Annotated in this window: 25 protein-coding genes; 6 read left to right on the top strand and 19 right to left on the bottom strand. The window is 65.8% G+C overall.

Features of this window, described 5'->3' with window-relative positions; all coding sequences use genetic code 11:
* The 5 genes from ACWZHB_RS13415 to ACWZHB_RS13395 are packed head-to-tail and all read right to left on the bottom strand — an operon-like array spanning nt 1 to nt 5,416.
* Nucleotides 1-855, bottom strand: coding sequence for an ABC transporter permease (locus ACWZHB_RS13415; RefSeq protein WP_427908262.1), 855 nt, complete (start codon nt 853-855; stop codon nt 1-3).
* Nucleotides 855-1,694, bottom strand: coding sequence for an MlaE family ABC transporter permease (locus tag ACWZHB_RS13410; RefSeq protein ID WP_427908261.1), 840 nt, complete (start codon nt 1,692-1,694; stop codon nt 855-857). Before ACWZHB_RS13410 ends, ACWZHB_RS13415 begins: the two co-directional genes overlap by 1 nt.
* Nucleotides 1,695-1,726: 32 nt before the next feature.
* On the bottom strand, nt 1,727-3,421 hold the full coding sequence (locus ACWZHB_RS13405; RefSeq protein WP_427908260.1) for a nitric oxide reductase activation protein NorD: 1,695 nt from the start codon (nt 3,419-3,421) through the stop codon (nt 1,727-1,729).
* Nucleotides 3,418-4,233, bottom strand: a complete 816-nt coding sequence (locus ACWZHB_RS13400; protein ID WP_427908259.1) for a CbbQ/NirQ/NorQ/GpvN family protein — start codon at nt 4,231-4,233, stop codon at nt 3,418-3,420. Before ACWZHB_RS13400 ends, ACWZHB_RS13405 begins: the two co-directional genes overlap by 4 nt.
* A 1-nt stretch (nt 4,234) precedes the next feature.
* Nucleotides 4,235-5,416: a spirocyclase AveC family protein gene (locus ACWZHB_RS13395; protein ID WP_427908258.1), complete on the bottom strand. Its 1,182-nt coding sequence runs from the start codon at nt 5,414-5,416 to the stop codon at nt 4,235-4,237.
* Nucleotides 5,417-5,585: 169 nt separating this feature from the next.
* Between ACWZHB_RS13395 and ACWZHB_RS13390 the strand changes: the two genes are divergently transcribed.
* Complete coding sequence (locus ACWZHB_RS13390; protein WP_427908257.1) at nt 5,586-6,188, top strand: TetR/AcrR family transcriptional regulator; 603 nt, start codon at nt 5,586-5,588, stop codon at nt 6,186-6,188.
* A gap of 17 nt (nt 6,189-6,205) precedes the next feature.
* Here the strand turns inward: ACWZHB_RS13390 and ACWZHB_RS13385 are convergent, their stop codons facing one another.
* The 9 genes from ACWZHB_RS13385 to ACWZHB_RS13345 are packed head-to-tail and all read right to left on the bottom strand — an operon-like array spanning nt 6,206 to nt 14,515.
* A complete protein-coding gene (locus tag ACWZHB_RS13385) occupies nt 6,206-7,735 on the bottom strand; it encodes an aldehyde dehydrogenase (RefSeq protein WP_427908256.1) in 1,530 nt (509 codons plus the stop codon).
* 55 nt (nt 7,736-7,790) lie between these two features.
* Nucleotides 7,791-9,035, bottom strand: coding sequence for a metal-dependent hydrolase family protein (locus tag ACWZHB_RS13380; RefSeq protein WP_427908255.1), 1,245 nt, complete (start codon nt 9,033-9,035; stop codon nt 7,791-7,793).
* Nucleotides 9,032-9,367 carry a hypothetical protein gene (locus ACWZHB_RS13375; protein ID WP_427908254.1) on the bottom strand — a complete coding sequence of 112 codons (336 nt, stop codon included), beginning with the start codon at nt 9,365-9,367 and terminating at the stop codon, nt 9,032-9,034. Before ACWZHB_RS13375 ends, ACWZHB_RS13380 begins: the two co-directional genes overlap by 4 nt.
* Nucleotides 9,364-10,635: an aromatic ring-hydroxylating oxygenase subunit alpha gene (locus ACWZHB_RS13370; protein WP_427908253.1), complete on the bottom strand. Its 1,272-nt coding sequence runs from the start codon at nt 10,633-10,635 to the stop codon at nt 9,364-9,366. The genes ACWZHB_RS13375 and ACWZHB_RS13370 overlap by 4 nt, the downstream gene beginning before the upstream one ends.
* A gap of 10 nt (nt 10,636-10,645) precedes the next feature.
* On the bottom strand, nt 10,646-11,488 hold the full coding sequence (locus ACWZHB_RS13365; protein ID WP_427909157.1) for a TauD/TfdA dioxygenase family protein: 843 nt from the start codon (nt 11,486-11,488) through the stop codon (nt 10,646-10,648).
* An 18-nt stretch (nt 11,489-11,506) separates the two neighbouring features.
* Nucleotides 11,507-11,836 carry a hypothetical protein gene (locus ACWZHB_RS13360; RefSeq protein WP_427908252.1) on the bottom strand — a complete coding sequence of 110 codons (330 nt, stop codon included), beginning with the start codon at nt 11,834-11,836 and terminating at the stop codon, nt 11,507-11,509.
* A complete protein-coding gene (locus ACWZHB_RS13355) occupies nt 11,833-13,140 on the bottom strand; it encodes an aromatic ring-hydroxylating oxygenase subunit alpha (protein ID WP_427908251.1) in 1,308 nt (435 codons plus the stop codon). The genes ACWZHB_RS13360 and ACWZHB_RS13355 overlap by 4 nt, the downstream gene beginning before the upstream one ends.
* Nucleotides 13,137-13,724, bottom strand: a complete 588-nt coding sequence (locus ACWZHB_RS13350) for a carboxymuconolactone decarboxylase family protein (RefSeq protein ID WP_427908250.1) — start codon at nt 13,722-13,724, stop codon at nt 13,137-13,139. Before ACWZHB_RS13350 ends, ACWZHB_RS13355 begins: the two co-directional genes overlap by 4 nt.
* A complete protein-coding gene (locus ACWZHB_RS13345; protein WP_427908249.1) occupies nt 13,721-14,515 on the bottom strand; it encodes an SDR family NAD(P)-dependent oxidoreductase in 795 nt (264 codons plus the stop codon). The genes ACWZHB_RS13350 and ACWZHB_RS13345 overlap by 4 nt, the downstream gene beginning before the upstream one ends.
* Before the next feature lie 354 nt (nt 14,516-14,869).
* On the opposite strand from ACWZHB_RS13345, the gene ACWZHB_RS13340 reads away from it, so the two are divergent.
* Both ACWZHB_RS13340 and ACWZHB_RS13335 read left to right on the top strand, forming a co-directional pair.
* A complete protein-coding gene (locus tag ACWZHB_RS13340) occupies nt 14,870-15,472 on the top strand; it encodes a TetR/AcrR family transcriptional regulator (RefSeq protein ID WP_427908248.1) in 603 nt (200 codons plus the stop codon).
* 28 nt (nt 15,473-15,500) lie between these two features.
* Complete coding sequence (locus ACWZHB_RS13335) at nt 15,501-16,337, top strand: LLM class F420-dependent oxidoreductase (protein WP_427908247.1); 837 nt, start codon at nt 15,501-15,503, stop codon at nt 16,335-16,337.
* Here ACWZHB_RS13335 and ACWZHB_RS13330 read toward each other — a convergent pair.
* Nucleotides 16,317-16,940: a TetR/AcrR family transcriptional regulator gene (locus tag ACWZHB_RS13330; protein WP_427908246.1), complete on the bottom strand. Its 624-nt coding sequence runs from the start codon at nt 16,938-16,940 to the stop codon at nt 16,317-16,319. The genes ACWZHB_RS13335 and ACWZHB_RS13330 overlap by 21 nt on opposite strands.
* 70 nt (nt 16,941-17,010) lie before the next feature.
* On the opposite strand from ACWZHB_RS13330, the gene ACWZHB_RS13325 reads away from it, so the two are divergent.
* From ACWZHB_RS13325 to ACWZHB_RS13315, 3 genes are all read left to right on the top strand, one after another.
* Entirely contained in the window at nt 17,011-18,591 is a 1,581-nt protein-coding gene (locus ACWZHB_RS13325; RefSeq protein WP_427908245.1) for an MFS transporter, read from the top strand.
* An 83-nt stretch (nt 18,592-18,674) separates the two neighbouring features.
* Nucleotides 18,675-20,249, top strand: a complete 1,575-nt coding sequence (locus tag ACWZHB_RS13320; RefSeq protein ID WP_427908244.1) for a bifunctional 3-(3-hydroxy-phenyl)propionate/3-hydroxycinnamic acid hydroxylase — start codon at nt 18,675-18,677, stop codon at nt 20,247-20,249.
* On the top strand, nt 20,243-20,896 hold the full coding sequence (locus ACWZHB_RS13315) for a TetR/AcrR family transcriptional regulator (RefSeq protein WP_427908243.1): 654 nt from the start codon (nt 20,243-20,245) through the stop codon (nt 20,894-20,896). The genes ACWZHB_RS13320 and ACWZHB_RS13315 overlap by 7 nt, the downstream gene beginning before the upstream one ends.
* Here the strand turns inward: ACWZHB_RS13315 and ACWZHB_RS13310 are convergent.
* From ACWZHB_RS13310 to ACWZHB_RS13295, 4 genes are all read right to left on the bottom strand, one after another.
* On the bottom strand, nt 20,893-21,204 hold the full coding sequence (locus ACWZHB_RS13310) for a hypothetical protein (RefSeq protein ID WP_427908242.1): 312 nt from the start codon (nt 21,202-21,204) through the stop codon (nt 20,893-20,895). The two genes, ACWZHB_RS13315 and ACWZHB_RS13310, sit on opposite strands and share 4 nt — an antisense overlap.
* A gap of 96 nt (nt 21,205-21,300) precedes the next feature.
* On the bottom strand, nt 21,301-21,897 hold the full coding sequence (locus tag ACWZHB_RS13305; RefSeq protein ID WP_427908241.1) for a hypothetical protein: 597 nt from the start codon (nt 21,895-21,897) through the stop codon (nt 21,301-21,303).
* 135 nt (nt 21,898-22,032) lie between these two features.
* A complete protein-coding gene (katG, locus tag ACWZHB_RS13300) occupies nt 22,033-24,264 on the bottom strand; it encodes a catalase/peroxidase HPI (RefSeq protein WP_427908240.1) in 2,232 nt (743 codons plus the stop codon).
* A 22-nt stretch (nt 24,265-24,286) separates the two neighbouring features.
* Nucleotides 24,287-24,715 carry a Fur family transcriptional regulator gene (locus ACWZHB_RS13295; RefSeq protein WP_427909156.1) on the bottom strand — a complete coding sequence of 143 codons (429 nt, stop codon included), beginning with the start codon at nt 24,713-24,715 and terminating at the stop codon, nt 24,287-24,289.
* Nucleotides 24,716-24,791: the final 76 nt, after the last annotated feature.

Genomic DNA, 24,791 nt, shown 5'->3' with positions numbered 1-24,791 from the left:
CTACCCGCTGATCCTGGAGCCGGCGTCGAAACCCCACAGCGCCAGCGTCATCAATAGATTCACCGAGATCATGACGGTGATACTCGCGCGCATCGCGCGACCGGCCGCGACACCGACGCCCTGCGGTCCACCGCGTGCGTAGTAGCCGTAGTAGCACTGGATCGTCGTGGTGATGGTGACGAACACGATCGCCTTCAGTAGCGAGAACACGATGTCGGTACCACCCAGAACCAGGTCGAAATAGTGCGCGTAGGTGCCGAACGATTGCCCGCCGACCAACCCGACGAACAACTCGACCGCGAGGTAGTCCGCGGCCAGCGCGGCCAGATACAACGGAATCACCGCCACGATCGCCGCGATCAGCCGCGTCGAGACGAGGAAGGGGACAGGGCGGATCGCGATGGCGTCGAGCGCGTCGATCTCCTCGGCGATCCGCATCGCGCCCAGCTGCGCGGTGAACCGGCACCCCGCCTGCGCCGCGAAGGCGATCGAGGCCATGATCGGGGCCAGTTCACGGGTGGCGGCGGTCGCGGCGATCATCCCGGTCGCGGGCTCCATGCCGAGCAGCTTCAAGGCGTTGAAGCCCTCGATACCGACGATGCCCCCCGCGGCGGCACCGAGGATGATCATCACACCCGCCGTTCCGCCACCGACGATCAGCGAGCCGTTGCCCCAGGTCACATCGGACAGGATCCGCAGGGATTCACGGCTGTACTGCCGCAGCGCCACCGGAATCGACACCACCGCGCGCACGAAGAACGTGAACATGTGCCCGAACCTGATGATGCCGCGCCACGGCACGGCCGCCACGGTCAGCACGGTCCGAACACCCGGTGGGAGATAGGTGGCGGCCATTACAGCGTCGTCCTCGGGAACAGCATGGTGTAGACCTGGGTGAAGCCGAGATTGACCACCATCAGCACGACGATGGAGGCCACCACGGCGGCATTGACCGAATTCGCGACACCGCCCGGCCCACCCCGGGTGTTCAGGCCCTTCTCGCACGCGATCACGACGACGATCACCCCGAACACCGCCGCCTTGACCATCGCCAGATACAGGTCGCCCGCGGTCGCGAACGAGGAGAACGTCGCCATGTAGCTGCCCGGAGTGCCGTCCTGGACATAGACATTGAACAGATAGCCGGCGAGGAATCCGACAAAGCAACTGACACTGGTGAGCGCCATCGCGATGAGAATCCCCGCGGCCAACCGCGGCACCACGAGCTTGCGCAGTACCGACACACCCATGACTTCCATCGCGTCGATCTCCTCGCGGATCTTGCGGGAGCCCAGGTCGGCGCACAGCGCCGAACCGACCGCTGCCGCGAGCAGGATGGCGGTGACCAGCGGTGCCGACTGGCGGATCACCGCCAGCCCACTCGCCGCCCCGGCCAGCGACGTGGCCCCGACCTGCCCGGCCAACAAACCGAACTGGATGGACAGCGTGGCACTGATCGGTAGCGCCACCGCCACCGTCGGAAGCAGGGAGGTCTTCACCATGAACACCGCCTGCCCGACGAATTCGTCGAAGGGAAAGCGCCGCGCCGCGATATCGGTGACGAGGTAGCGAAACGCGTCGCGCCCGAGCGTGACCTGACGTCCGACGGTCTGTAGCGAGGCGATGGGGTGGCGCCGGTGGTATTGCTTCGACCAGTCCTTGATCTCGGTGACCGCGGATGTGCTGGGTTCCACTGCGAGCCTTCCTCTTCCGGTCCGATGTCTCGCTACCGCGGTGCGGGCGCGGCGAGTTCCCGAAGCGAGGACAGAAACAGTTCATCCATGTGCGGGCTCAGTTCGCTCAGGGTCGCCGCGCCCGCGTGACTGGCGGAGCCGAAGACACGTTCGAGGGCGTCGGCGGGCGTGGTGGCGCCGATGGACAGACACAGGCAGGCCACGCCCTCTGCACGCAACTCCTCGAGCGCCTTGGCGGCATCGGCTTCGGCGTAGCGGCCTTCGTAGCCACCGTCGTAGGGACAACCGTCCGACAGCACGACCAACAGCCGATTCTGTGTTCCCGCTTCGTTTTTGAGGATCTCGCCCGCACCGCGGATGCCGGCCCCCAAGCGGGTGTAGTTCGAGGGCTGCAGCTGGTTGAGTCTGGCGCGTCCGAGGGCACCGAACCGCTGATCGAAGGTTTTGATCGCGGGCAGGTGCACCGCGTGGCGCCCCTCGGACCGGAACGCGTACACCGCCACACGATCACCGAGCTCTTCGAGCGTGACGGCCAGCGTGGCGGCCGCGCGGCGCTGATGTTCGTGCACGGACAGGCCCTTCAGATCGGCATCGGTGGCCGATCCGGAGGCATCGAGCAGGATCAGCACGCCGAGATTGCGTTCGAGCCTGCGGTGTTCGAGGTACACGTTCTCCGGCCGTGAGAAGCCCGAACGCAGATCGACGAACAGATCGATGAGCGCCTCGATATCGAGCTCGTCACCGTCGGCGCGCCCGCGTAACACCTTGGGGCCCAGCCCAACCCGAGCCAGCCGCCGCCGGAGCACATCGTCGCGCGGAACACGCGCGGCCGAGATATCGGTGGGAACCGTCAGCGGAAAGTCGACGACTCGGCACCAATCCGGCTTGTACCGCTCGTTGAAAACGTCCCACTCCGGATACAGAGCGCCGCCGATTCCGGCGGCAGCGCCCGGCTTGTCCGCGTCGGTGAACTTGATCCGGGTGGGCAGCGGCCGGGCCTGCGGTCCGACCATGCGCGCCCGCCGCACCGCACTGACCGGGGATTCGGCGCCGGCGGGCCCGTCCCCGTCCGAGCGTGAACTGCCCGCTGTTCTGCGGAGGAATTCCATCACCGATTTGCCGCTGAAGAGCGGATTCTCGAAGAGTTTGAGAATCTTGCTCTCCTCGGATTTCTCGACGCTGTCCTCGAGCTCCTCGTCGGCCTCCGGTATCTCGCTGAGATCGAATTCCAGCCGCAGCTCCCGGTCGGTCGCCCGCCCGCCGGGGCCGGGATCCGACGCCACCAACTGGGCGGGTTTGATGGTGCCGAACCACTCCGGTGGCTCGTCGATCTTCCCTTTTCCCTTGGCCGCCGCGAGTGAATCCGCAGCGGTCGCGGTTCTCGGTTCAGCGTCGAGCCCGAGCCCGGCTGCGACCGGGAGACGTTCGGCGAGTTCGCTGAGGACACGGTGGCCTTCGAGAGCCAAGTAGCGGCGCGCTGCCGAGGGACGCCCCCGCAGTGACCGCACCAATGCCGGATCCAGGCTCCCGGCGCCGAGCAGCGCGCTCTGCAGGAGCACTTCGCGGCGCTGCTCGGTGCCGGAACCGCCTCCCGAGACGAAGACGACCTGGCCGTTCGTATACGGGGCCCCGCCCGCGGGCAGCTCTGCGATACCCACAGACCTGCCTGCGATATGGGTGGCGAGGAACCGGAACCTTTCCGGCCCGTTCGGATCGTCGGCGGTCATGGCTGCGGCAGCACGGCGTCGACGAGTTCGCCGAGAGCGGCAACGATATCCGCGTCATCGGACAGCGCCTGCACCACCGCCGATTGCACGGCGGTGCGCAGGTTCAGCCCGCCGGCGACGAGACCACCGGCGAGGATCAGCATCCGGGTGGAGGACACCTCGCGCAGCGGCGAGTTGTCCAGGTTGCGGATAGCACTGCCGACCCGGACCAGCGTCCGTGCCGTCTCGGCGTCGACCCCGGCTTCGTGGGCTACCACCTCGCGCTCGATCTCGGGCGGCGGAAAGCCGAGTTCGATGGCGACGAACCGCTGCCGAGTCGACTCCTTCAGGTTCTTCAGAACGCTCTGGTAGCCGGGGTTGTAGGAGATCACCAGCTGGAACCCGGGTGCCGCGGGCAATGTCACCCCGAGCCGGTCGACCGGAAGTTCGCGGCGGTGATCGGCGAGCGGATGGATCACCACGGTGGTGTCCTGGCGTGCCTCCACGACCTCGTCCAGATAGAAGATGGCGCCCGCCCGGACGGCCCGCGTCAACGGACCGTCCACCCAGACCGTTTCGCCGCCCTTGAGTAGGAAACGGCCCACCAGATCGGCCGAGGTCATGTCCTCGTGGCCGGCGACGGTGATCAGTTCCCGGCCGAGCTCGGCGGCCATGGTTTCCACGAAGCGGGTCTTGCCACAGCCGGTAGGACCCTTGAGCAGAAGCGGCAGGCCGCCGACGGCGGCGGCGCGAAAGACTTCCACTTCGTCACCGACCGCCCGATAGAACGGTGCAGGCGGAACGTCGAGTACAGCGCTGGATCGACTGTTCATGTCAGTTTCCTTTGTCGGTGTCGGCGAAGGGAATGATCTTCGGCAGTTCCGCGCCCTCTGGCAAGATGAGACGGCCATTCGGATCTATATAGCCGCTGTTCCTGAAGGGAACCGGTAGATCAGGATGTGGGCAGAGCCGGTCGGTCCCTTCGCCACAGATGCCCATATTGAAATACGAGCGCTTCTGGATATCCTCGGGCCAGGGATCGGTGTGAAGTGCGAAGAACTGCGCGGGCAGGTTGTAGCCCACGAAGAAGAAGGTGCTGACCGCCGCGAAGATCGCCAGGAAACGCGTGAACTGTTGCCTGATGAATCCGCCCTGGATCTGATCCAAGCCACGTTCGACGATGGTCCGGCCGCGGTCGTCGGTGAAATAGCGCAGCGAGCAGAGACCGGCCTGAACACCGCCCCACATGAGTCCTTCGTACAGCGGCCACTGGTAATAGGTGCCTGCGTTGATCGACCATGCCTGGAGTGCGCCGGGGTAGGTGAAAAGACCCATCGGCATCAGGAACAGACCTTCGATGACGAGATCGAAGAAGAATGTCCAGACGAGCAGCACGCCGATCAGACCCATAGTGCTGATATTGGGGAACCGCTGCTTGGTCTTTCGCATCACCCAGCAGCCGAGGATCGTGCACAGCAGCACGCCGTACGAATAGCCCGGTGCGTTCATCAGGATCGGTTCGGCCATCATGGCGCCCGGTTCACCATAGGATTGCCAGCCCGGTACGTCCTGCACCCACGAGCCCCTGTTGAACATCCAGGTGTTGTAGGTACTCCACGTATTGAAGTAGTTCAGCAGTGGGTCCTGGAAGAACATCAGGCCGCAGGCCACGAACAGCATGCCGTCGAGCGTTATTCGCCGCTCGCGCATCCATGGCCGGATGATGAAGAAATACAGGCCGACCGGCAGGCCGAGCAGAATCACCGCGGTCCAGACGGTGAGAATCACCTTCATGAAGGTTGGCGGATCGCTCGGTCCGGTGGGCACGCGCTCGAAATTGGGGCCGGTGATCCAGCGGAGCCACACATATATCTGGAAGGCGAGAATCAAGCCACCGAGAGTGGCCCAGATCTTGACGGCTTTGCTGGTGGATCGAACTTGTGCGCCGAGGGTGGCCACATTGCCGAGTGGCTCGGTGATGGTGGTTCCCTTTTTCGGTTCCGATGGTCCGCTCACAGCGCACCTCCTCGATGAATTGTGGTGGTCCGAAGGGAATCGGCGATGGCCGTGGAATTCGATGAGGGAGTCATCGGTCACGCTCCTGAGGTATCTGTACGAACAGAAATATACCACTGGGGATCTGAGATTCCCGAGGGTTTCTTAGATTCGTGCCATAATCGCTGACATGGCTGAGCGTTGGACCCGAGAGCGGAGACTCGAGCGCACCAGGGGGTTGCTCCTGGATGCTGCCGAAGAGGTATTTGCCGAAAAAGGCTTCGCGGCGGCGACACTCGATGACATCGCGCACGCCGCCGGCTACACCAAGGGCGCGATCTACAAGCATTTCGCCACCAAGGAAGAGCTCTTCCTCGAGGTGAACGATCGATACCTGCAGCGCTACTTCGACATGTTCGCCGAGGTGCTGGCAGCGGCATCGAGGATGGGCACCGAAGAGCTGGACCGGGTCGGCGAGCTGTGGCGACGGCTCGGCGCCGACCGCGGTACCGAGCACGCCGCGCTCGGCATGGAGTTCACGCTGTACCTGCTGCGCAACCCCGAGGTCAGACAACGAGTCGCTGCCCGGCGGGAAGAGGCGGTAGAAGCGTTGGGACGGTTCATCATCGAGAATCTCGACCGCCTCGGAGCGACCTCGCTGATTCCACCGATGACGATGGCGAGGGTGCTCATCCACACGACGCCGTCGGTCGTGCTCGGCACCGAGCTCGACGGCGTCGACCTCTACGGACCGATCCTCGAGATGTACATGTCGGCGATCAAGCTGCCCTGATCGCGCGCGTCGGCTGTTCATGAGCTGCGGATTTCCGTCGGTGGTCCCGCGGCGTGGTCAGCGCCGACGGTATCGCCTTGCGCCACTGCGGAATCCGCCACTGGCCGGCGAATCGAGAACGACACGGTGTCGAGGTAGCCCGCGAGGCCCTCGGCGCCGAACTCGCGGCCGATGCCGCTGTTCTTGACTCCGCCGAACGGCGCGACGGGATCCATGCTGTAGGGCTCGTTGATACCGACGGTGCCCGCGCGCACGCGGCGGGCGATCGCCGTGGCGCGCTCGATGTCGGGTGACCACACCGAGCCCGAGAGCCCGTACTCGCTGTCGTTGGCGAGGTGGACGGCGTGGTCGTCGTCGGCGTAGGCGATCACGCTGAGAACGGGACCGAAGATCTCTTCCTGCGCGATTCGCATGGAGTTGTCCACGTCGGCGAACAGGGTGGGCCGGACATACCAGCCGCGATCGATGTCTGCGGGCAGGTCGGTGCCGCCGACGAGCAGCCGGGCTCCTTCGCGCTGTCCCAGGTCGATGTATTCGCGTACCCGCTGCTGCTGACGGCGCGAGACCATCGGGCCGATGCGCGTCGCGGTGTCGAAAGGGTCTCCGACAGTGAGGCGTTCGATCGAACTCGCCAGCGCATCGACGAATTCGTGTCGACGGCGCTGGGGGACCAGCACCCGGGTCTGGGCGACGCACGCCTGCCCGCCGTTCATCAGCCCCGCGACCATCATGCCGGTGGCGACGGCGTCGGGGTCGGCGTCGTCGAGAACGACCGCGGCGGATTTGCCGCCGAGTTCGAGGCTGACCCGGCGCAGCGCGCCACCGCAGACTTCGGCCACCTGTCTGCCCGCCACGGTGGACCCGGTGAACGAGACCTTGTCCACGCCCGGGTGTGCGACCAGCTGCCTGCCGACCTCGCGCCCACCCGGCAGAATGCTGACCACTCCGGGCGGCAACCCGACCTGGTCGAGCAGCTCTGCCATGTGATGCGCGTCCAGCGGTGTCTCCGGTGACGGCTTGAGCACCACCGTGCAGCCGGCCAGCAGCGCCGGAATCAGCTTCGCCACAATCAGGAACATCGGCATGTTCCAGGGAATGATCGCGGCCACGACGCCGACGGGATGGTGACCGACGACGACGTCACCCCCGAGGAATCCGGTTCTGGTCTCCTGCCAGCGGTAGTCGGCGGCGGTGTCGGCGAAAGCGCGCATCATGACGCCGGGCAGCGTGACGTGCGCCGAGCGCGCGAAGGTGATCGGCGCACCCATCTCGGTGGTGATCAGGTGCGCGAGTTCGTCTTCACGTGCGCGGTAGCACTCGGCCAGCTCACGGACAATCGCCACCCGCGCCTGCGGATCCGTGCGCCGCCAAGGCCCCGTGTCGAACGCGCTGCGCGCGGCCGCGACCGCGCGATCGACATCGGCGGGTGCCGGGTCGGCGACCCGCGCGACGAGCTGTTCGGTGTGCGGTGAGATCACCTCGATCGTCTGGCTGGTGGCGGGGTCGACCCATTGCCCGCCGATATAGAGCTGGTGACGTGGCGACATTGCTACCTCGGATCTGATGCGCGCATTCGGTCTGCGGGCGAACGGGTTTCGCTGATCACGGTTGCTTGTGGACGCGACCGTCTTTCATCACGAACCGCACGTCCTCGATGGTGGTGATGTCGACGGTGGGGTCACCCGGCACGGCGATGATGTCGGCCAGCAACCCGGGTAGCAGACGCCCGCGATCATCGACGCCGATCAGGTCGGCGCTGGTGACAGTGGCCGCCCGCAACGCCTGCGCGGGCGTCATCCCGCGGTCGACCAGCGCCCACAGTTCTTTCGCGTTGTGCCCGTGCGGGACAGCGGGCGCGTCGGTGCCACAGGCGATCTTGACCCCGGCCGCGATCGCCTTGCGCAGCGTTTCGCGCGCTCTGGGGAAGACCTCGGCGGCCTTCCTCTGCAGTGCCGGTGCGGCTTTGGACAGGTCCAAGCCCTCGGAGAGGTAGCTGGTCGGCACCAGGAAGGTGCCACGTTCGACCATCAGCGCGATGGTGTCGCCCTCGGCCAGCGAGCCGTGTTCGATGCAGTCGACGCCGGCGCGGATGCAGGCGCGAATTCCGGCGTCGCCATGGGCGTGCGCGGCGACGGGCACACCGGCGCGATGGGCCTCGTCGACGATCGCGGCCAATTCCTCATCGGAGTACTGCTGCGCACCGGCGACGGTGCCGTGTGACATCACCCCGCCCGACGCCGAGACCTTGATGACTTCGGCGCCGTATTTGATCTGGTACCGCACACATTCGCGGACCTGTGGCACTCCGTTGGCACGGCCTTCCTCGACCGTGATCGGCATGATGTGCGGGGCCAGACGCTGGAACATGGTCGGGTCGAGGTGGCCGCCGGTGGGCGTGATCGCGTGGCCGGCCGCGACGATGCGCGGACCGTCGAGCCACCCCTGTTCGATCGCGCGGTGCAGATCCACGTCGAGGAGATAGCCACCGGTCTTCACCATCAGGCCGAGATTGCGGACGGTGGTGAAACCGGCGAGCAGGGTCGTCCGGGCATTGACCGAGGCCCGCAATGTCCGGTACACCGGGTCGTCCTGCACACCGTGCATCGGGTTGGGCAGCCCTGAGGGATTGTCGGGCCCGCCGATGAGCAGGTTGACCTCCATATCCATCAACCCGGGCAGCAGCGTGAGCGAACCCAGCTCGATCACCGGCGCGCCCGCGGGCACCTCGACCGGATCGACCGCGGCGATCCGGTTACCTTCCACGACGATCACCGCCGGTGTGTGCCGCCGCCCGGTATCGACATCGACCCAGGCCGCAGCGCGCAGCACGACGACCTGCCCGGTCATATGCTCGGCTCGATCACACAGGTCAGCGATGCCGATCCGGTGTCGGGGATGCGTGGCTGGCTCCACACCTCGACCGGAAAGGAAACCTGAATCATCGAATACAGCAGATACATCAGGTTTTTCGCGTCGTCGGGAAGGTCGTCGATCGTGAACTTGTCGCAATAGGCGAGCGCGTCCTCGGCGCGCGGTGCTATCGCGTCGTAGAACCGCTGCATCTCGGTCATCGTCGAACCGAGGCGCCGGTCGTAGCGTTCGGTTTCGGTGGGCAGACACCACACCGCGGCGAACGGCTCGAGATCGGCGAACTCGACAGGGAGCAGAAGTGCGCTCATCGCTTGGCCTCCGTGCGCTCGCGCTGATAATCGCCGACCCAATCCGCGGCGACCTTGTGCAGGTGCCGCAGCAGGATCTCCTGATCGTTGAGCTGGAATGTGGTGACCGCCCGGGATTCGAGCATCATCTGCGTCGCCTCGAGCGTCGAAGAATCCTGCAGCCCATACTCTTTGAAGGTGACCGCGGCCATTTCGTGCGCGACGCGATCGCGGGGGGAGCGCGCGGGCGTGAAGTACAGATTGCCCTCGAAGATGTGGGTGTTGTGCGAGGTCGGCCAGTACTGATAGGTCAGATACCAGCCGCCGGACCAGATCAGAATGCTGAAATTCGGCCACAGCTGGAACGAATCGAGCCCCCACGGGTCACAACCCGCCGGATTGAGCCCGGCCGGCATCGGCCCCAGATCGGGCACGTCCCACGGACCGAACAATCCACTGCGGGTGATGTCTTCCATCGGTTTGCGCATGGTGGGATCGAGTTCCCAGGTGACAACGCCGGAGGTGCTCACAAGCCGGTGCGGCCCGTCGAGCTGGTAGTGCGGCGCCTCGAAGCCGGCCTGCTGGGCGGCGACGGAGAAGTTGTCCGGAGTCTGCTTCCCGTGCAGGATCGGCGCGTGATAGAACTCCTGGAACGCGTCCAGGTAGAGCTTCCAGTTGGCACCGACTTCGGCCCGGTAGGAATAGCGCTCGGTGAGCTTGTCGAACGGGTACCCCTCCAGCCCGGTCACCATCGGGCCGAGGAACTCTCGCAGTGTCTGACGTGGTTCGGCGGCCAGGTTGACGAAGATGAATCCCGACCAGACTTCGCAGTGCACGCGCGCCAGCCCCAGGGTCTGCTTGTCGAGGTCGAAGAACTCGCTCTCCTGCTGTACGAAGGCCAGTGAGCCGTCGAGTCCGTAGCGCCAGCCGTGGTATTTGCAGGTGAACTGGCGACACGTCCCCGCTGTTTCCTCGCGCGGGAATTCGTTCCACACCAGCTTGTTTCCGCGGTGCCTGCAGATGTTGTGGAAGGCGTTCACGCTGCCGTCGCGGTCGCGGACCACGATGAGCGAGGTGTGCGCGGCGTTGATCTCCTTGGTGAAGTAGCTGCCGGTGCGCGGCAGTTGTTCGATGCGACCGACATTGAGCCAGGCGCGTTTGAAGATGGCGTCGCGTTCGAGGGCGAAGAACTCCGGGGAGATCGAGTCTTCGTAGGACATCGGTGCGGTGCCGAGTTCGGGGTAATGCTGTGTCCAGCTACCCTCGGCCGGCTTGGGCCAACGAGGCATGGGTGTTCTCCTATTCGATCGGTTCTTCACCGAGCACGGTGGTGCGCAACATCTCTCGCGGCGAACCCGCCGGATACGGCGCGGCACGATGGATGACGCCACGGTTGTCCCAGATCACCGTGTCGCCGACCGCCCAGGTGTGTCGGTAGACGCGGTCGGGTGCGGTGCAGCGGCGCAGCAGATCATCGAGTAGCTCCCGGCTTTCCGCCGCGGGAATCCCGACAACGTGGTCGGTCGACGCTCCGAGCACCAGCGATCGACGCCCGGATTTGTGCGTCCAGATCAGCGGATGTTCCTTGCTCGGCCGCCGTCGCCACACCGCGAGCTGCTCCGGTGTCGGATCGGGGGTGACCCCGCGCTGCGATGCCTCGAGTGAATGCACCACCCGCAACGGCGCGAGATATTGCTGTTCCGCGGCACTGAGGTCGTCGAAAGCTTTGTAGGTGCTGGCGAATTCGGTCTCACCGCCGCTGGCGGCAACAGCCTTGGCGGTGAGCACGGTGGCCATCTGCGGGTAGGCGTCGTCCTCCGGTGTGCAGCCGTCGATATGCCAGTCGAAGGTGGCGCGCAGGTAGCTCGCCGAGGAGTTCTTGGCGGTGTCGAGGCTGACCCGGTAGATCCCCTCGGTCGGATGATGGCCCGGTGAGGTGTCGACCTGTCCGAGTGTGCGGCAGAACGCTACCTGGGTTTCCGGGTCCAATCGCAGGTCGCGGAAAACCAGTACCCCGTTGGCTTCGAGCGCGGCCATCACGGTTTCGGCCACAGTGTCATCGGCGAGTAACTGCTCGCGTGTCGCGCCGATCACCTGGGCTCCGACAGTGTCGCCGATCTTGTCGATCGTCATCGTCATGATGGGTGTTTCCTTTGCGTATTACGGCCAGGGCTGTGCGACGCGTTCGAGCTCGGCATCGGCGCTGTCGACGGGCTTGGGCTGCTGGAAGATCTCGACTGCCATCGCGACCATCACCAGCGAATACACCAGGTGCAGTAGGTGTATCGCGTCGTCGGGAAGTTCTTCGAGCGGAAATTTGTCGCAGTAGGCGAGTGCGTCCTCGACCCGGGGAAAGCACGCGTTGTAGAAGGTGAGCAACTCCTGCATGGAACTGCTCAGGCGACGGGCGTAGCGTTCGGATTCGCTGGACAGGCACCAGGTTTCGGCGAAACGCTCGAGATCTGCGAAGGCAGGCGGCAGCATGGTCATCGTGCACCGGTCCCGGCGAGATCGAGCCGGTACTCATCGACCCAGTCGGCAACGGCCTTGTGGAAATGGCGCACCAGTATTTCCTGATCGTTGACCGGGAAATGCGTCAGACCGGCGGTCCGGTACGCCGATTCGAGTGCGGTTTGCGTGCCGGTGAGCATGCCCGCGTCCTGGAGCGCGAATTCCTTGAACACCACCGAGGCCACTTCGTGCTCGACCCGTTCGCGGACCGTGCGCGCCGGCTGGAAGCACAGCATGCCCTCGAACCGGTGGGTGTTGTGCGAAGTCGGCCAATACCGGTACAGCAGATACCAGCCGCGGTAGATGAGAATCTCGATATTGGGGAAGATCTGGAAGTTGTCGATGCCCCATGGTTCGACTCGGCCGGGATTGAGCCCTTTCGGGACCTCGCCGATATCCGGTGATTCCCACGGCCCCACCAGCCCGCTGCGGGTGAGCCGTTCGATCGGATACATGAACTCCGGGGGCAGCGTCCAGCGTCGCGCACCGCCGGTGGACACCAGTCGATGCGGGCCGTCGATCTGGAAGTGCGCGCATTCGAAGCCCTTGCCCGGCGTGCGCACCGCACTCGGCACCTGTTGCGTGTGGAGGGCCGGGACGTGGTAGTACTCCTGGAACGCGTCGGCGAACAGCTTCCAGTTGCTCTGATTGTCGGCCTTGAATTCGTACCACTCGGTCATCTTGTCGAACGGGTAGCAGTCCAGATCGGTGATCATGGGGCCGAGGAATTCCCGCAGTGTCTGCCTCGGCACCGCATCGAGGTTGACGAAGATGAATCCGGCCCACACCTCGCAGTGCACCGGTGCGAGACCCAGGTCCTTCTTGTCGAGATCGAAGAACTCACCTTCCTGCTGCACGAACGCAAGGGAACCGTCGATTCCGTAGCGCCAGCCGTGGTACTTGCAGGTGAACTGACGACATATTCCCGAGGTCTCTTCCTTCGGAAATTCGTTCCACACCAGTTTGTTGCCGCGGTGGCGGCACACATTGTGGAACGCGTTGACGGCACCGTCGCGATCGCGCACAACGATGATCGAGCTGCGCGCGACGTCGAGTTCCTTGGTGAAATAGCTGCCGGTGCGTGGGACTTGCTCGATCCGCCCCACATTGAGCCACGCGCGTTTGAAGATGGCCTCGCGCTCCAGTTCGAAGAATTCCGGTGAGACCGAATCCTCGAACGACATCATCGAGGTTCCCAGCTCGGGATAGTGCTGGGTCCAACTGCCCTCGGCAGGCCGCGGCCATTGGTGTGGGGTGGCCGGTGCGCTCTCTGGTTCGCTCACGGTCGTTCCTCCGATTCCGGGTCCGGTTGCAGGGCAACACTGTTGAGTACCATCGCCAGGCACAGATAGGAGCCGGCGACGAAGAGCAGCTCGAGCAGCTGCCGCTTGTCGAAATGGCGTTCCAGCTGGGCCCACGTGCTGTCGTCGACACGATGCTGATCCAGCAGCTGGTCGGTCATGTCCATCAGCGATCGCTGCACGCGCGTCCACACCGGGGCCTGCGGCCCACGCCGCACCGATTCGACCTGCTCGTCGGTGACGCCGAGGGCCTTGGCCATCCGAACATGTTGTGCCCATTCGTAATCCGACCCGCTGCGCCAGGCCACCCGCAGGATCACCAGTTCGCGACAGCGCGGGTCGAGCAGTGGGCGGTCGAGCAGCAGACCGTTGTAGGCCAGCCACGCGCCCGCCAGTTCGGTGTGGTGGGCGAGCACGCCGAGGATGCCCGGCATGGCTGGTGCGTCGGGTGCGCCGGACAGGTACCGATCGGCGGTTTTCACATGCCCGCGCAGCATCGCCCGGGTCGGTTCGTCCCACTCGTGGACCGGCAACGGTGCCAGGCGGGGACCGACGGATTCGGTCATATCACCGATCCGCCGTTCACGCCGAGCACCTGTCCGGTGATGTAGCCCGCCTGCTCCGAGCACAGGAACGCGCACGCGGCGGCGATATCCGCACCGGTGCCCAGATGTCCGACGGGAATCGCCTTGGCCATGACGGCGCTGTCGGGCAGGTGCCCGGCCGCCTGCGACCGGCGCGACATGGGTGTGTCGATGCCCGAGGGCGGAATCGTATTGACCGTGATTCCGGCGGCGGCGTATTCTCGCGCCAGCGCTTTCGTCATCGCCAGGACCGCGCCTTTGGACGCGGTGTAGTGCACCATCCCCGGCGACCCGCGTTGCGCACTCGACGACGAGATCGTCACGATCCGGCCCCATCCGGCGGCGAGCATGTCCGGCACCACCGCCTGCGCGCAGTGGAAGACCCCGTCCAGATTCACCGCGACCACCCGATTCCAGGCCTGGGTCGTGATGTCGGTGAACGGCGCGAAATCGACCAATCCCGCACTGGTGACCAGGATTTCGATCGCTCCGAACTCGACGCGAACCTTGCGCACGGCTTCGCGAACTGCGTCTCGATCGGTGACATCGACCGCGCAGGCCATCGCCGTCGCCCCGGCTGCTTGCAACTGTTCGGCTGCTCGTTGCGCGGCGGTGCCGTCGATATCCAGGACCGCCACCCGATGACCGGCCTCGGCGAGCGCTGTGCAGATCGACAGCCCCATGCCGGACGCTCCGCCGGTGACGATCGCCACCCTGTGCGGTGTCGACCGGCCATGTGCCGGTCCGTGTTTCGCGGTAGCTGTGTCGTTCATGTCGGTGTTCCTCTACTCGTCGATCCCCGCCGCTGGGAGCGAGCCGACTGTCGTCAGCGCGGTGCGGGCGCGCGATTCGGGGGAGGGGTGGGCTGCCGTTGGCATGCCGTATGCCGGCCCTGGATGACCGTTCATGGCCTGCTCGGAGGCCTTAATCGACTGCTCAAATTGAGCGAGTGATTAAGATATACGTGACGACGGTCACGACTGTCAAGAGTCGATCCGCGAACCGGCCTCGCCGCCGATGAACGGCCCCACGTCGCCGTAAACTGTTGAACCGCAGCACCGCCGGGCGTCCAACAGCCGACCCACGCGGTAGGCCTCGCGCCTGCCGCGCAACAGAAAGGTCTCCGAGTGAAGCCCGAGCGCAACGCAGGCACCGAGGACTCCAGCACCCGATCCGCGCTACTCGACGCGGCCCAGCACATCATGTTGGAAGAGGGCTACGCGGCCGTGAGCTCCCGGCGTCTCGCCACTCGCGCCGAGGCCAACCCCGCGCTGGTCTACTACTACTTCGGCAACATGGACAACCTGTTCGTCGAACTGTTCCGGCGAGGAGCCGACCGCAGCTACGAACGTCAACTGCTGGCGCTGAAATCCGCCCAGCCGCTGTGGGCGCTGTGGGAAGCCATCCACGACCAGTCGCACACCGCCTTGACGATGGAATTCGTCGCGCTGGCAAACCATCGGAAAGCGATTCGCGCCGAGATCTCGGAATCCTCCCGGCGATTCCGCGCGCTCCAACTCGATGCCGTGACCGCGGTGTTCGCCGAATACGGCGACAACGCCGCCGGCTACACCCCCGGCGCCCTCGTGCTCCTCATGTCGAGCGTGTCCCGCTTCCTGCGCATGGAAGAAGCCTTCGACGTCGACACCGGCCACGCCGACGTCATCGACCTCATCGAGTCCTTCCTGCGTGAAGTCGAAGGCGAGCGGGACGTCTCGGCCTCGGAATAGTCGCGGCGAGACCGAGGTTGCCTCCGGCATGGCCATTGATGAACTCGGAAAATTCGGTGTGTGGCGTTATTTCACGGGGTTCACCCCCGCGGCGGCCCGCGAGCTCGAAGAGCTGGGATTCGGCGCGTTGTGGCTGGGCGGTTCGCCGCCGGCGGATCTGCCGGTGGTCGAGTCGTTGCTGGAGGCGACCGAGTCGCTGACCGTCGGTACCAGCATCGTGAATATCTGGACGGCACCGGCCGAGGCCGTCGCCGAGTCCTTTCACCGCATCGACCAGCGGTTTCCTGGCCGTTTCCTGCTCGGCATCGGGGTGGGCCACCGGGAGTCCAACGGTGCGGGGGCGGTCAAGCCGTACGACGCGCTCGTGGCCTACCTGGACGAACTCGACGCCGCGGGTGTGCCGAAGGAGCGCAGGGCATTGGCCGCGCTCGGGCCACGCGTGCTGAAGCTCGCCCGCGACCGGACCGCGGGCGCGCTGCCCTACCTCGCCCCGCCGGAGCACACCAGCATCGCCCGTGAAACCCTGGGCGCGGACGCACTCCTCGTCGCGGAACAGAAGGTAGTCGTCGACGACGACGCGGCACGGGCGCGCGAGCTCGCCAGGGGCACGGTTTCGATGTATCTGGGGCTGGTGAATTACCTGGGCAATCTGCGTCGCATGGGTTTCTCCGAGGACGACATCGCCAAGCCGGGCAGCGATCGGCTGATCGACATCCTGGCCGTCAACGGCACACCCGTCGACGTCGCCGCCGGATTGGTAGCGCACCTGGACGCGGGCGCCGACCACGTCGCGATCCAGCCGTTGAACGAGGACTATCTCGCGGCGCTACGCGCGCTGGCCGCGCTACTGCCCATCGCCGGCTGACGTCCGGGCACGTGCGGCGAGTAAGTCGTCGACGAGGCGGGCGCAATCGGGCGGAGTCGACGCGGGCAAGCCGATGAGCTTGGCGAAAACGAGCGGACCGACCAATTGCGACAGAACGAAGAAGGTATCGAATTCGCCCAGTTGCTGATGAGCCTGCGGCGTATCGAGTACCTGGTCGAACGGCACCCGATACTGGTCGATGATGCGCTGTCTGAGTGAGGTGATGGCCGGGTTGTCGGTGTCGCGCTCCGAGCCGGTCGCCAGCCACGCCAAGGTCGACACCTGCAGTGGCGCATCTCGGATCGCCTCGGCCTGACGCTCCAGCAAAGTGATCAGGCGGTCTCGCAGTGGGCCGTGCGGCGGAGTCTCCAGCACCGGCGGCAGCAAACGTTCGATGGTGGCGGCCCGCAATTGCATCGCGTTGTCGAAGTGCCGGTACAGGGTGGTTCTGGCGACCTTCGACAACTTGGTGACGCCCTCTATGGTCACCGCCTCCAAGCCGCCGGCCTGCAACAGAGCGGCGGCGGCATCGAGCAGGCGGGCACGTGAGCGGGCCCTGCGCGGGTCGACCTCGACGTCGTCATTTCCGGCGGGCCATCCCATCGGCCTATCTCCTGTCGCGTAGTTGTGCTACAAGTTGTAGCGTAGCAATACTAATAGTATCGGAGACCCGATGGATCCCACCGGACGGGCGCGACTGTCCGCGGCCCAGCGCTGGCTGCTCACCCTGTCTTGTCTGGCGGTCATTCTCGTCACCGCCTCGATGGCGGCGCTCTACACGGCGCTACCCGAGATCGCGGCGGCAACGGGTGCCAGTCAAGCCGAACTCACCTGGATCGTCGACGGATACACCCTGGCGCTGGCCTGTCTCGTCCTGCCGGCGGGTGCACTGGGCGACCGGTACGGCAGGCGGGTGGTCCTCATCGTGGGCCTGTTGATCTTCTCGCTCGCTTCGGCCGCACCGCTGATACTCGACACCCCGACCTGGCTGATCGCCGCGCGGGCCCTCACCGGGGTCGGCGCGGCGCTGGTGATGCCGTCCACGCTGTCGTTGCTGACCGCTGGATTCCCGGCGGAACGACGAGCCAGTGCGATCGGACTGTGGGCCGGAGTCGCGGGCGTCGGCGCGATCCTCGGCATCCTCGGATCGGGGATCCTGATCGAAAGCTGGTCCTGGGTTTCGATTTTCGTCGGCATGGCCGTGGCGGGCGCGGTGCTCTCGGTGGCGGCGTTCACCGTGGCCGAATCGGTGGATGCGTCCAGGCCCGCGATGGACCCGCTCGGCGCGGTCACCAGCGCCCTTGCCATCGGCGCGATCGTGGTCGCGGCGATCGAGGTGCCCGCCCGTGGCTGGCTCGATCCGATGGTGATCGCCGCGACCGTGATCGGGCTGACCCTTGCCCTCGCTTTCGTCGTCATCGAGAAACGGGTCACGCATCCGCTGATCGATATCCGGCTGTTCGCCGACCGAGGTTTCGGAAGTGGCACGGCGATAGTGACGCTGCAGTTCCTGGTGACCTTCGGCCTGTTCATGCTGATCGTGCAGCATCTTCAGCTCATCATGGGCTACCGGCCACTGCTCTCGGCGCTGGCGCTCGCCCCGATGGGCATTCCGATGGTGGTGATCTCCGCGTTCGCGCCCCGGCTGGCGGAACGGATCGGACTGCGAATCCCCACCTTCGCGGGATTGCTGGCGATCGGAGGCGGACTGCTCATGATCGCGCAAGTCGACATTCATTCGTCCTACCTGGATCTACTCGGTCCCTTACTGCTGATGAGCGCGGGGATCGGGCTGTGCACCGCGCCGGCCACCGCCGCGATCGTCGACGGCACGCCGGTGGAGAAGCACGGCGTCGCGGCGGCGGTCAACGACGCCGCCCGCGAAGTCGGGGCGGCGATCGGTATCGCGATCGCGGGCAGTGTGCTCGCGGCGGGATACGGTCAGCGCATCGCCCCCGTGCTCCCCGATCTCCCCGAGGGCGCGCGCGAACCGGTCGGTGACTCACTCGCGGCGGCACTTCAGGTGGCGGAGCGCGCGGGTCCGTCGGCGCAACCGCTCGCCGATTTCGCGAAGTCCGCGTTCATTCACGGCATGCACCAGTCCGCGACAGTTCTGGGCTTTCTGACCATCGGTGTGGCCGTACTCCTCGCGGTATGGACACCGGGCCGACGCCGCGCCACCACGAAACCTGGCGGTTCACACCGGGAGGTCGTCGTCGAGACCGGAGCGAACAGCGGGTCCTCGATGAGTTGACCCTTGACAGCCGTTGGGCAGTGGGCGATCGTAAAAGTGACAAGTGACACTTTAATGTTCTTGCCAACGGAGGGGAACAGCTCATGGGTTTCGATGTCTGCGTCGATCCGGCGTCGTTCGAGGAACACGACGACCATTTCGATGTCATCGTCGTCGGCTGTGGGCCCACGGGCGCGACCCTTGCCAATCGTCTTCGGGCGCAGGGTTATCGGGTTGCGGTCTTCGATCGCGAGAAGGAGGTGTTCGCGGCGCCACGGGCGATGTTGATCGACGACGAGAGCGAACGAATCTTCGGCGATCTCGGTGTACTGGAACAGATGCGGGCCGCCGATCTGATCCTGTTCGACAGCCACCGCTTCGTCGACGGCCGCCATCGCATGCTGGCCGATCTGCGGCCGCTGGAATCCGGGCTGTCGGTGGGGTGGATGTTCCATCAGCCGACCTTCGAACGGTTGCTGCGCGCGCAGTTCGACCACGGCGTCGGGGTCTCGGCCTTCTTCGGATTCGACGTCGTCGGCGTAGCGAACGTCGCTGATGGCGCCGAGGTGTACGCAGTCGACGCCGAGTCGGGGCAGGGACGACGCTATCGGGCCGACTATGTGGTCGGCTGCGACGGTGGGTCGAGCGTCGTGCGCCGATCGATGGGCGTGGCACGCACGGACTTCGGGTTCTCCCAGTCGTGGGTGGTTGTCGACGCCGTCGTACACGATCAGGAGTTCTTCGAATCCCTGCGCGAGGGATCGGAATTCATGTGCCGACCCGGCCGGGCCGCGGTGTTCGTCAAAGGCTGTCACCGGCATCTGCGATTCGACTTCCAGGTGGATCCGGCCGAGGGCGAGACCGATTGGAGCGAGCGAGCGCGCGAGCACATCGCCGGATACATGGACCCGGCTAAAGTGCGGATCATCCGGGTGGCGCCGTATCAGTGGTACGCGGGCATGCCGCGGCGATGGCGATCGGATCGGCTGCTGCTGGCCGGGGACGCGGCCCACCAGACGCCGCCCTTCGCCGGACAGGGCCTGAACATGGGCTTGCGTGACGCGATGAACCTGGCGTTCAAACTGGATGCGGTGCTCGCGGGCCGCGCGCCGGACGCGCTGCTCGACACCTACGAGCAGGAACGCTGGGACAACTGTGCCGAGGTGATCGAGGGAGCGGTCCGGGTGGGGCGGCTGGTTACCGGCACGGGCGTTTTCGCGCGGGTCGGCCGCGCGGTGGTCTTGTTCGCCCTGCGACACAGCAAGACCTTGGTGCGGGCACGCGCGAACGCCGATCTTCGCAAACAGCCCTATCGGGCGGGTCTGATCGGTGGCACCCACGCATTGTCCGGCACGCTGATGGTGAATCCACGGGTGACCGTCAACGGTGTCGCGACGGTACTGGACCGGGCGATCGGGAATGAGTTCACCCTGCTGTCACTGCACCCGCACGCAGCCGTGAACGCGGAGTTCGTGCGCCGATTCGACGGCCGGGTCATGGTCCTCGGCGACGAGATCGCCTGCGCCGACGGTGAATTGACCGAGTGGTTCCGGCGCCACCGGGTCGAAGCTGTTCTCGTGCGCCCGGACCGCTACATCTTCGACGCGGGTAATGATCCAGACGCACTGGCTACCGCGCTGATCCGGGCCATCGGTGCGGGCATACTCGAGACATGGTGACCACCAAGCCGAATCGCCCGCCGGGACGGCCGAAGGCCGAGGATTCGATGCCGTTGGAGACGATTCTCCAGGTGGCACTGAACGCGTTCGCCACCCACGGCTACGACGGGGTTTCGCTGCGGACGCTGAACAAGGAACTCGGGGCGAGCCACAACCTGATCTATCAGCGTTTCGGCAGCAAGGAGAACCTGTGGCGGGCCGCTGTCGACTTCGGCTTCGGCCGGGTGGTCCGGCGTCTGGACGGAATTCTCGACCCGGCCGTCACCGACCCCGTGGAACAGCTCCGATTGGCGGTGCGGGAGTTTCTGAAGGTTTCCGCGCGGTACCCGGAATTGACCGCGCTGATGAACTTCGAGGGCCGTCAGGACACCCCGCGGCTCACCTACATCTTCGAGACCTACGTGCGGCCGACGGAAGGCAGGCTGTGGCAGCTGGCCGAATACCTGATGGCCGAGAACATCATTCGTCCGATGCCGCAGCGGGCGCTGCACTTCTTGATCACCCACGGCGGTACCGCGCCCTACAGTCAGGTGCCGCTGGCGCTGCATTTCGATCCGGCGTCTCCACTGGATCCCGAGTCCGTCGACCAGCACGCCGAGTTGGTCTCGACGATCCTGATCGACGGCTTACGGGTCAGGAAGACCTAGGGCGCGGGGTCAGTTCCCGGGGCGACGTCGCCCTGAGTGGCGACAACGAAGGTGCTCTGGCCATTGGTATCGATGCCTGCGTCGAGCACCTTGTCGTCGAGGAAGGCGGCGGCTTGCTGATCCAGGAAGACCCGTGACCCCTCGGCGGCCAGGACTTTGTCGTCGTCAGCCGGTCCTGCGGCGACCGCGATCTGCAAAGTCTCGGCCCCTTCTCCGGAGAAGATGCGCAGTCCGGCCTCGTCGGGTATCCCGCCCCCGGAGGTGATGCTGCGAACGACCTCGATAGCAGTGGGAGTGAGCATCAACATGGAATGGTTCCTTCCGGTATGTCCTTCGTTCGGTGTCGGTAGCCAGCACCGACCTTCTCCCTCGGTTATCCAATGACTGCTCGGTGAAACCGAATTTCACCGACCGAGGTAGGCGCGAACACCCGGTCGGTTCGTGCTCGGCAACGGCCAGTCCAGCGCGATCCCCAGAATGGATCCCACCCCGCGGACCGCCGAGATCACCGCGCGCACCTCATCGATTCCCTGGCCGAAGGCCTCGGTGCGATCATCGATGCGGAAGGGGCACAGGTAGGTGTGCGGCCGGTCGGGGTCTTGGCGGGGCAGGCCGAGCATGATGACCACGGGACCCGACGGAGTCTGCACAGCCTTGGCCCCCAGCGGCGGGCCGAACTCGCGGGCCCTCGCCGCCGACAGGGGGGAGTCGTCGGTACGTCGGCGCGGGAAGACCGGTTCACGTGGATCGTTCGAGTCGGTCGCCCGGACTTGCGCGCCTGCCCGGGCCGCGGCATCGGGGATCTCGATCAACGCCGCGTAGATCGCGCCCAATCGGTCTGGGCCGTGGGCTCGGTGCGCACGCGAGCCGACGACGCGGTAGGTGCATTGCCAGCCTTGTGTCGCGTTGTCCTGCCTCGGATCGGCGATCTCTACCAGGATCTCCCGGTCGCCGGCTTTGACGGTGCTCGCGATGGCTATCTCGTCGACTTCGCTGTTCACAGATCCTCCCAATGATCGGGCCACAAGGGCCGACGGAGTTCGCTGTGCGCAGACACCTGGATGGGTACCGAGGCCGGGGGAAACGCGACGAGCCCCGGCCGGCCTGGCGGGTCGACCGGGGCTCGCGAGAGGAGGTCAGCGCAGGTCGAACCGATCGTTGTCGACCACCTTGACCCAGGCGTCGACGAAATCGTTCACGAACTTCGCTCCCGCTGTGTGCTGCGCGTACACCTCGGCCACCGCGCGAAGCACCGAATGCGAGCCGAAGAGCAGATCGTTGGCGGTGGCCGTCCAGCGCTTCTCGCCGGTTCGCCGGTCGACACCGTCGTAGACGTTCTCCGCCGACTCCGACGCCTTCCACTCCGTGCCCTGATCGAGCAGATTCACGAAGAAGTCGTTTGACAGCACGCCCGGCCGGTCGGTGAAGACACCGTGCGTGCTGCTGCCGTAATTGGCGCCGAGCGCACGCAGACCGCCGATCAGCACCGTCAGCTGCGGCGCGGTCACGTCGAGCATGTACGCGCGGTCCAGGAGCAGGCGTTCGAGCGGAGCCTTCTCGCCGGGACGCACGTAGTTGCGGAACCCGTCGGCCCGCGGCTCGAGCACATCGAAGGTGTCGACATCGGTGTTCTCCTGCGAGGCGTCGGTGCGCCCCGGCGAGAACGGCACGGTGATCTGATGACCGGCGTCGCCGGCCGCCTTCTCGATCGCCGCCGAGCCGGCCAGGATGATCAGGTCGGCCAGTGACAGCGCCTTGTCGCCGGTGGCAGCGGCGTTGAAATCGCGCTGGATCTGCTCGAGGACCGGCAAGACCTTCGCCAGCTCGGTGGGTTCGTTGACGTCCCAGTCGCGCTGGGGTTCGAGCCGGATCCGGGCGCCGTTCGCGCCGCCGCGCTTGTCGGTGCTGCGGAAACTCGCGGCCGAGGCCCATGCGGTCTTGACCAGTTGCGAGACCGACAGACCGGACGCGAGCACCGTGTTCTTCAACGCGGCGATGTCGTGTTCGTCGATCAGGGCGTGGTCGACGGCGGGAACCGGGTCCTGCCACAGCTGCGCCTCGGGCACCCACGGGCCGAGGTAGCGGCTGAGCGGGCCCATATCGCGGTGCAGCAGTTTGTACCAGGCCTTCGCGAACGCCTCGGACAACTCCTCGGGGTGCTCGAGCCAGCGCCGGGTGATCTCGCCGTACACCGGGTCTTCACGCAGTGCCAGGTCGGTGGTCAGCATGGTCGGGGTGCGCCCGGGACCACCGAACGGGTCAGGGATAAGTCCTTCGCCCGCACCATCTTTCGGCTTCCACTGCCAGGCACCGGCGGGGCTCTTGGTGAGTTCCCAGTCGAAGCCGTAGAGGTTCTGCAAGAAGCCGTTGCTCCACTGGGTCGGGGTGGCCGTCCACACGACCTCCAGACCGCTGGTGATGGCGTCTTTGCCCTTGCCCGTGCCGTGCGAGCTCTTCCAGCCGAGACCCTGCTGCTCGAGCGGCGCGGCCTCGGGCTCGGGGCCGACCAGGCTCGGATCGCCGGCACCGTGGGTCTTGCCGAAGCTGTGACCGCCGACGATCAGGGCGGCGGTCTCCTCGTCGTTCATCGCCATGCGCGCGAAGGTCTCGCGGATGTCGTGTGCCGCGGCCACCGGATCGGGCCTGCCGTTCGGCCCTTCCGGGTTCACATAGATCAGGCCCATCTGGACCGCGCCCAGCGGGCCTGACAGCTCACGGTCGCCGCTGTAGCGTTCGTCGCCGAGCCAGGTGTCCTCCGGACCCCAGAACACTTCCTCGGGCTCCCAGATATCGGGTCGGCCGAAGCCGAAGCCGAACGTCTGGAAACCCATGGACTCGAGGGCGACGTTGCCGGTGAACACCAGCAGGTCGGCCCAGGAGATGGCGTCGCCGTACTTCTGCTTGACCGGCCACAGCAGCCGGCGAGCCTTGTCGAGATTGGCGTTGTCGGGCCAGCTGTTGAGCGGGGCGAAACGTTGCGCGCCCTGACCGCCGCCGCCGCGACCGTCGGCGATGCGATAGGTACCGGCCGAGTGCCAGCTCATCCGGATGAACAGGCCACCGTAATTGCCGTAATCGGCGGGCCACCAGTCCTGCGAGTCGGTCAGTACCGCGGCGACATCGGCTTTGAGCGCGTCGACGTCGAGCTCGGCGAAGGCTGCCGCGTAGTCGAAGTTCTCGCCCAGTGGGTTGGCCTTGGACGAGTGTGCGTGCAGAACCGAAACGTCAATCTGTTCGGGCCACCAGTCCTTGTTGGAGCGGGGGCGGTGGTCGGTCTGCGCGGTGGGTGAGGGGATCGCGGGGTTCTCGCTCTCGCTGTTGCTGAGAGTTTCGGTGTCAGGAGTGGGTGGGCGGCTATCGGAGGTCACGATATTCCTTCCTGGACGGGTGTTACCGGCTGCGAGCGGAGTTGGCTTCGCTGTGCGCGGAATTCGCGCACTCGGGGCACAGGCCCCAGTAGACGACTTCGGCCTCATCGATCACGAAGCCGAGGTCGTCGGAGGCGGTCAGACAGGGCGCTTCGCCGATCGCGCAGTCGACATCGGCGATCGCGCCACACGTGCGGCAGATCAGGTGATGGTGATTGTCACCGACTCGCGCCTCGTAACGGGCCAGCAGGCCGCGCGGTTGGATGCATCGAAGCAGGCCGGCTGTGGTGAGCGTGCGCAAAGTGTCGTAGACGGCCTGATGCGAGACCGCCGACAACCGGGACCGAACGGCACGGATGATCGAATCCGTGTCGGAGTGCGGGTGGGCGTGCACGGCGCTCAGCACCGCCACACGCGGTGCTGTCACCCGCACAGAAACGCCCCGCAGCATCTGCTGGAACTCCGCGTCCGTGGGCACGTTCGCAGTTTTCCGCGTTTTCTGGAATCAGTCAAGTATTTGCTGGGTC

Source organism: Nocardia sp. FBN12 (assembly GCF_054031145.1).
The sequence above is the reverse complement of the archived record's forward strand: the minus strand, read 5'-3'. Positions and strand labels throughout refer to the sequence as shown.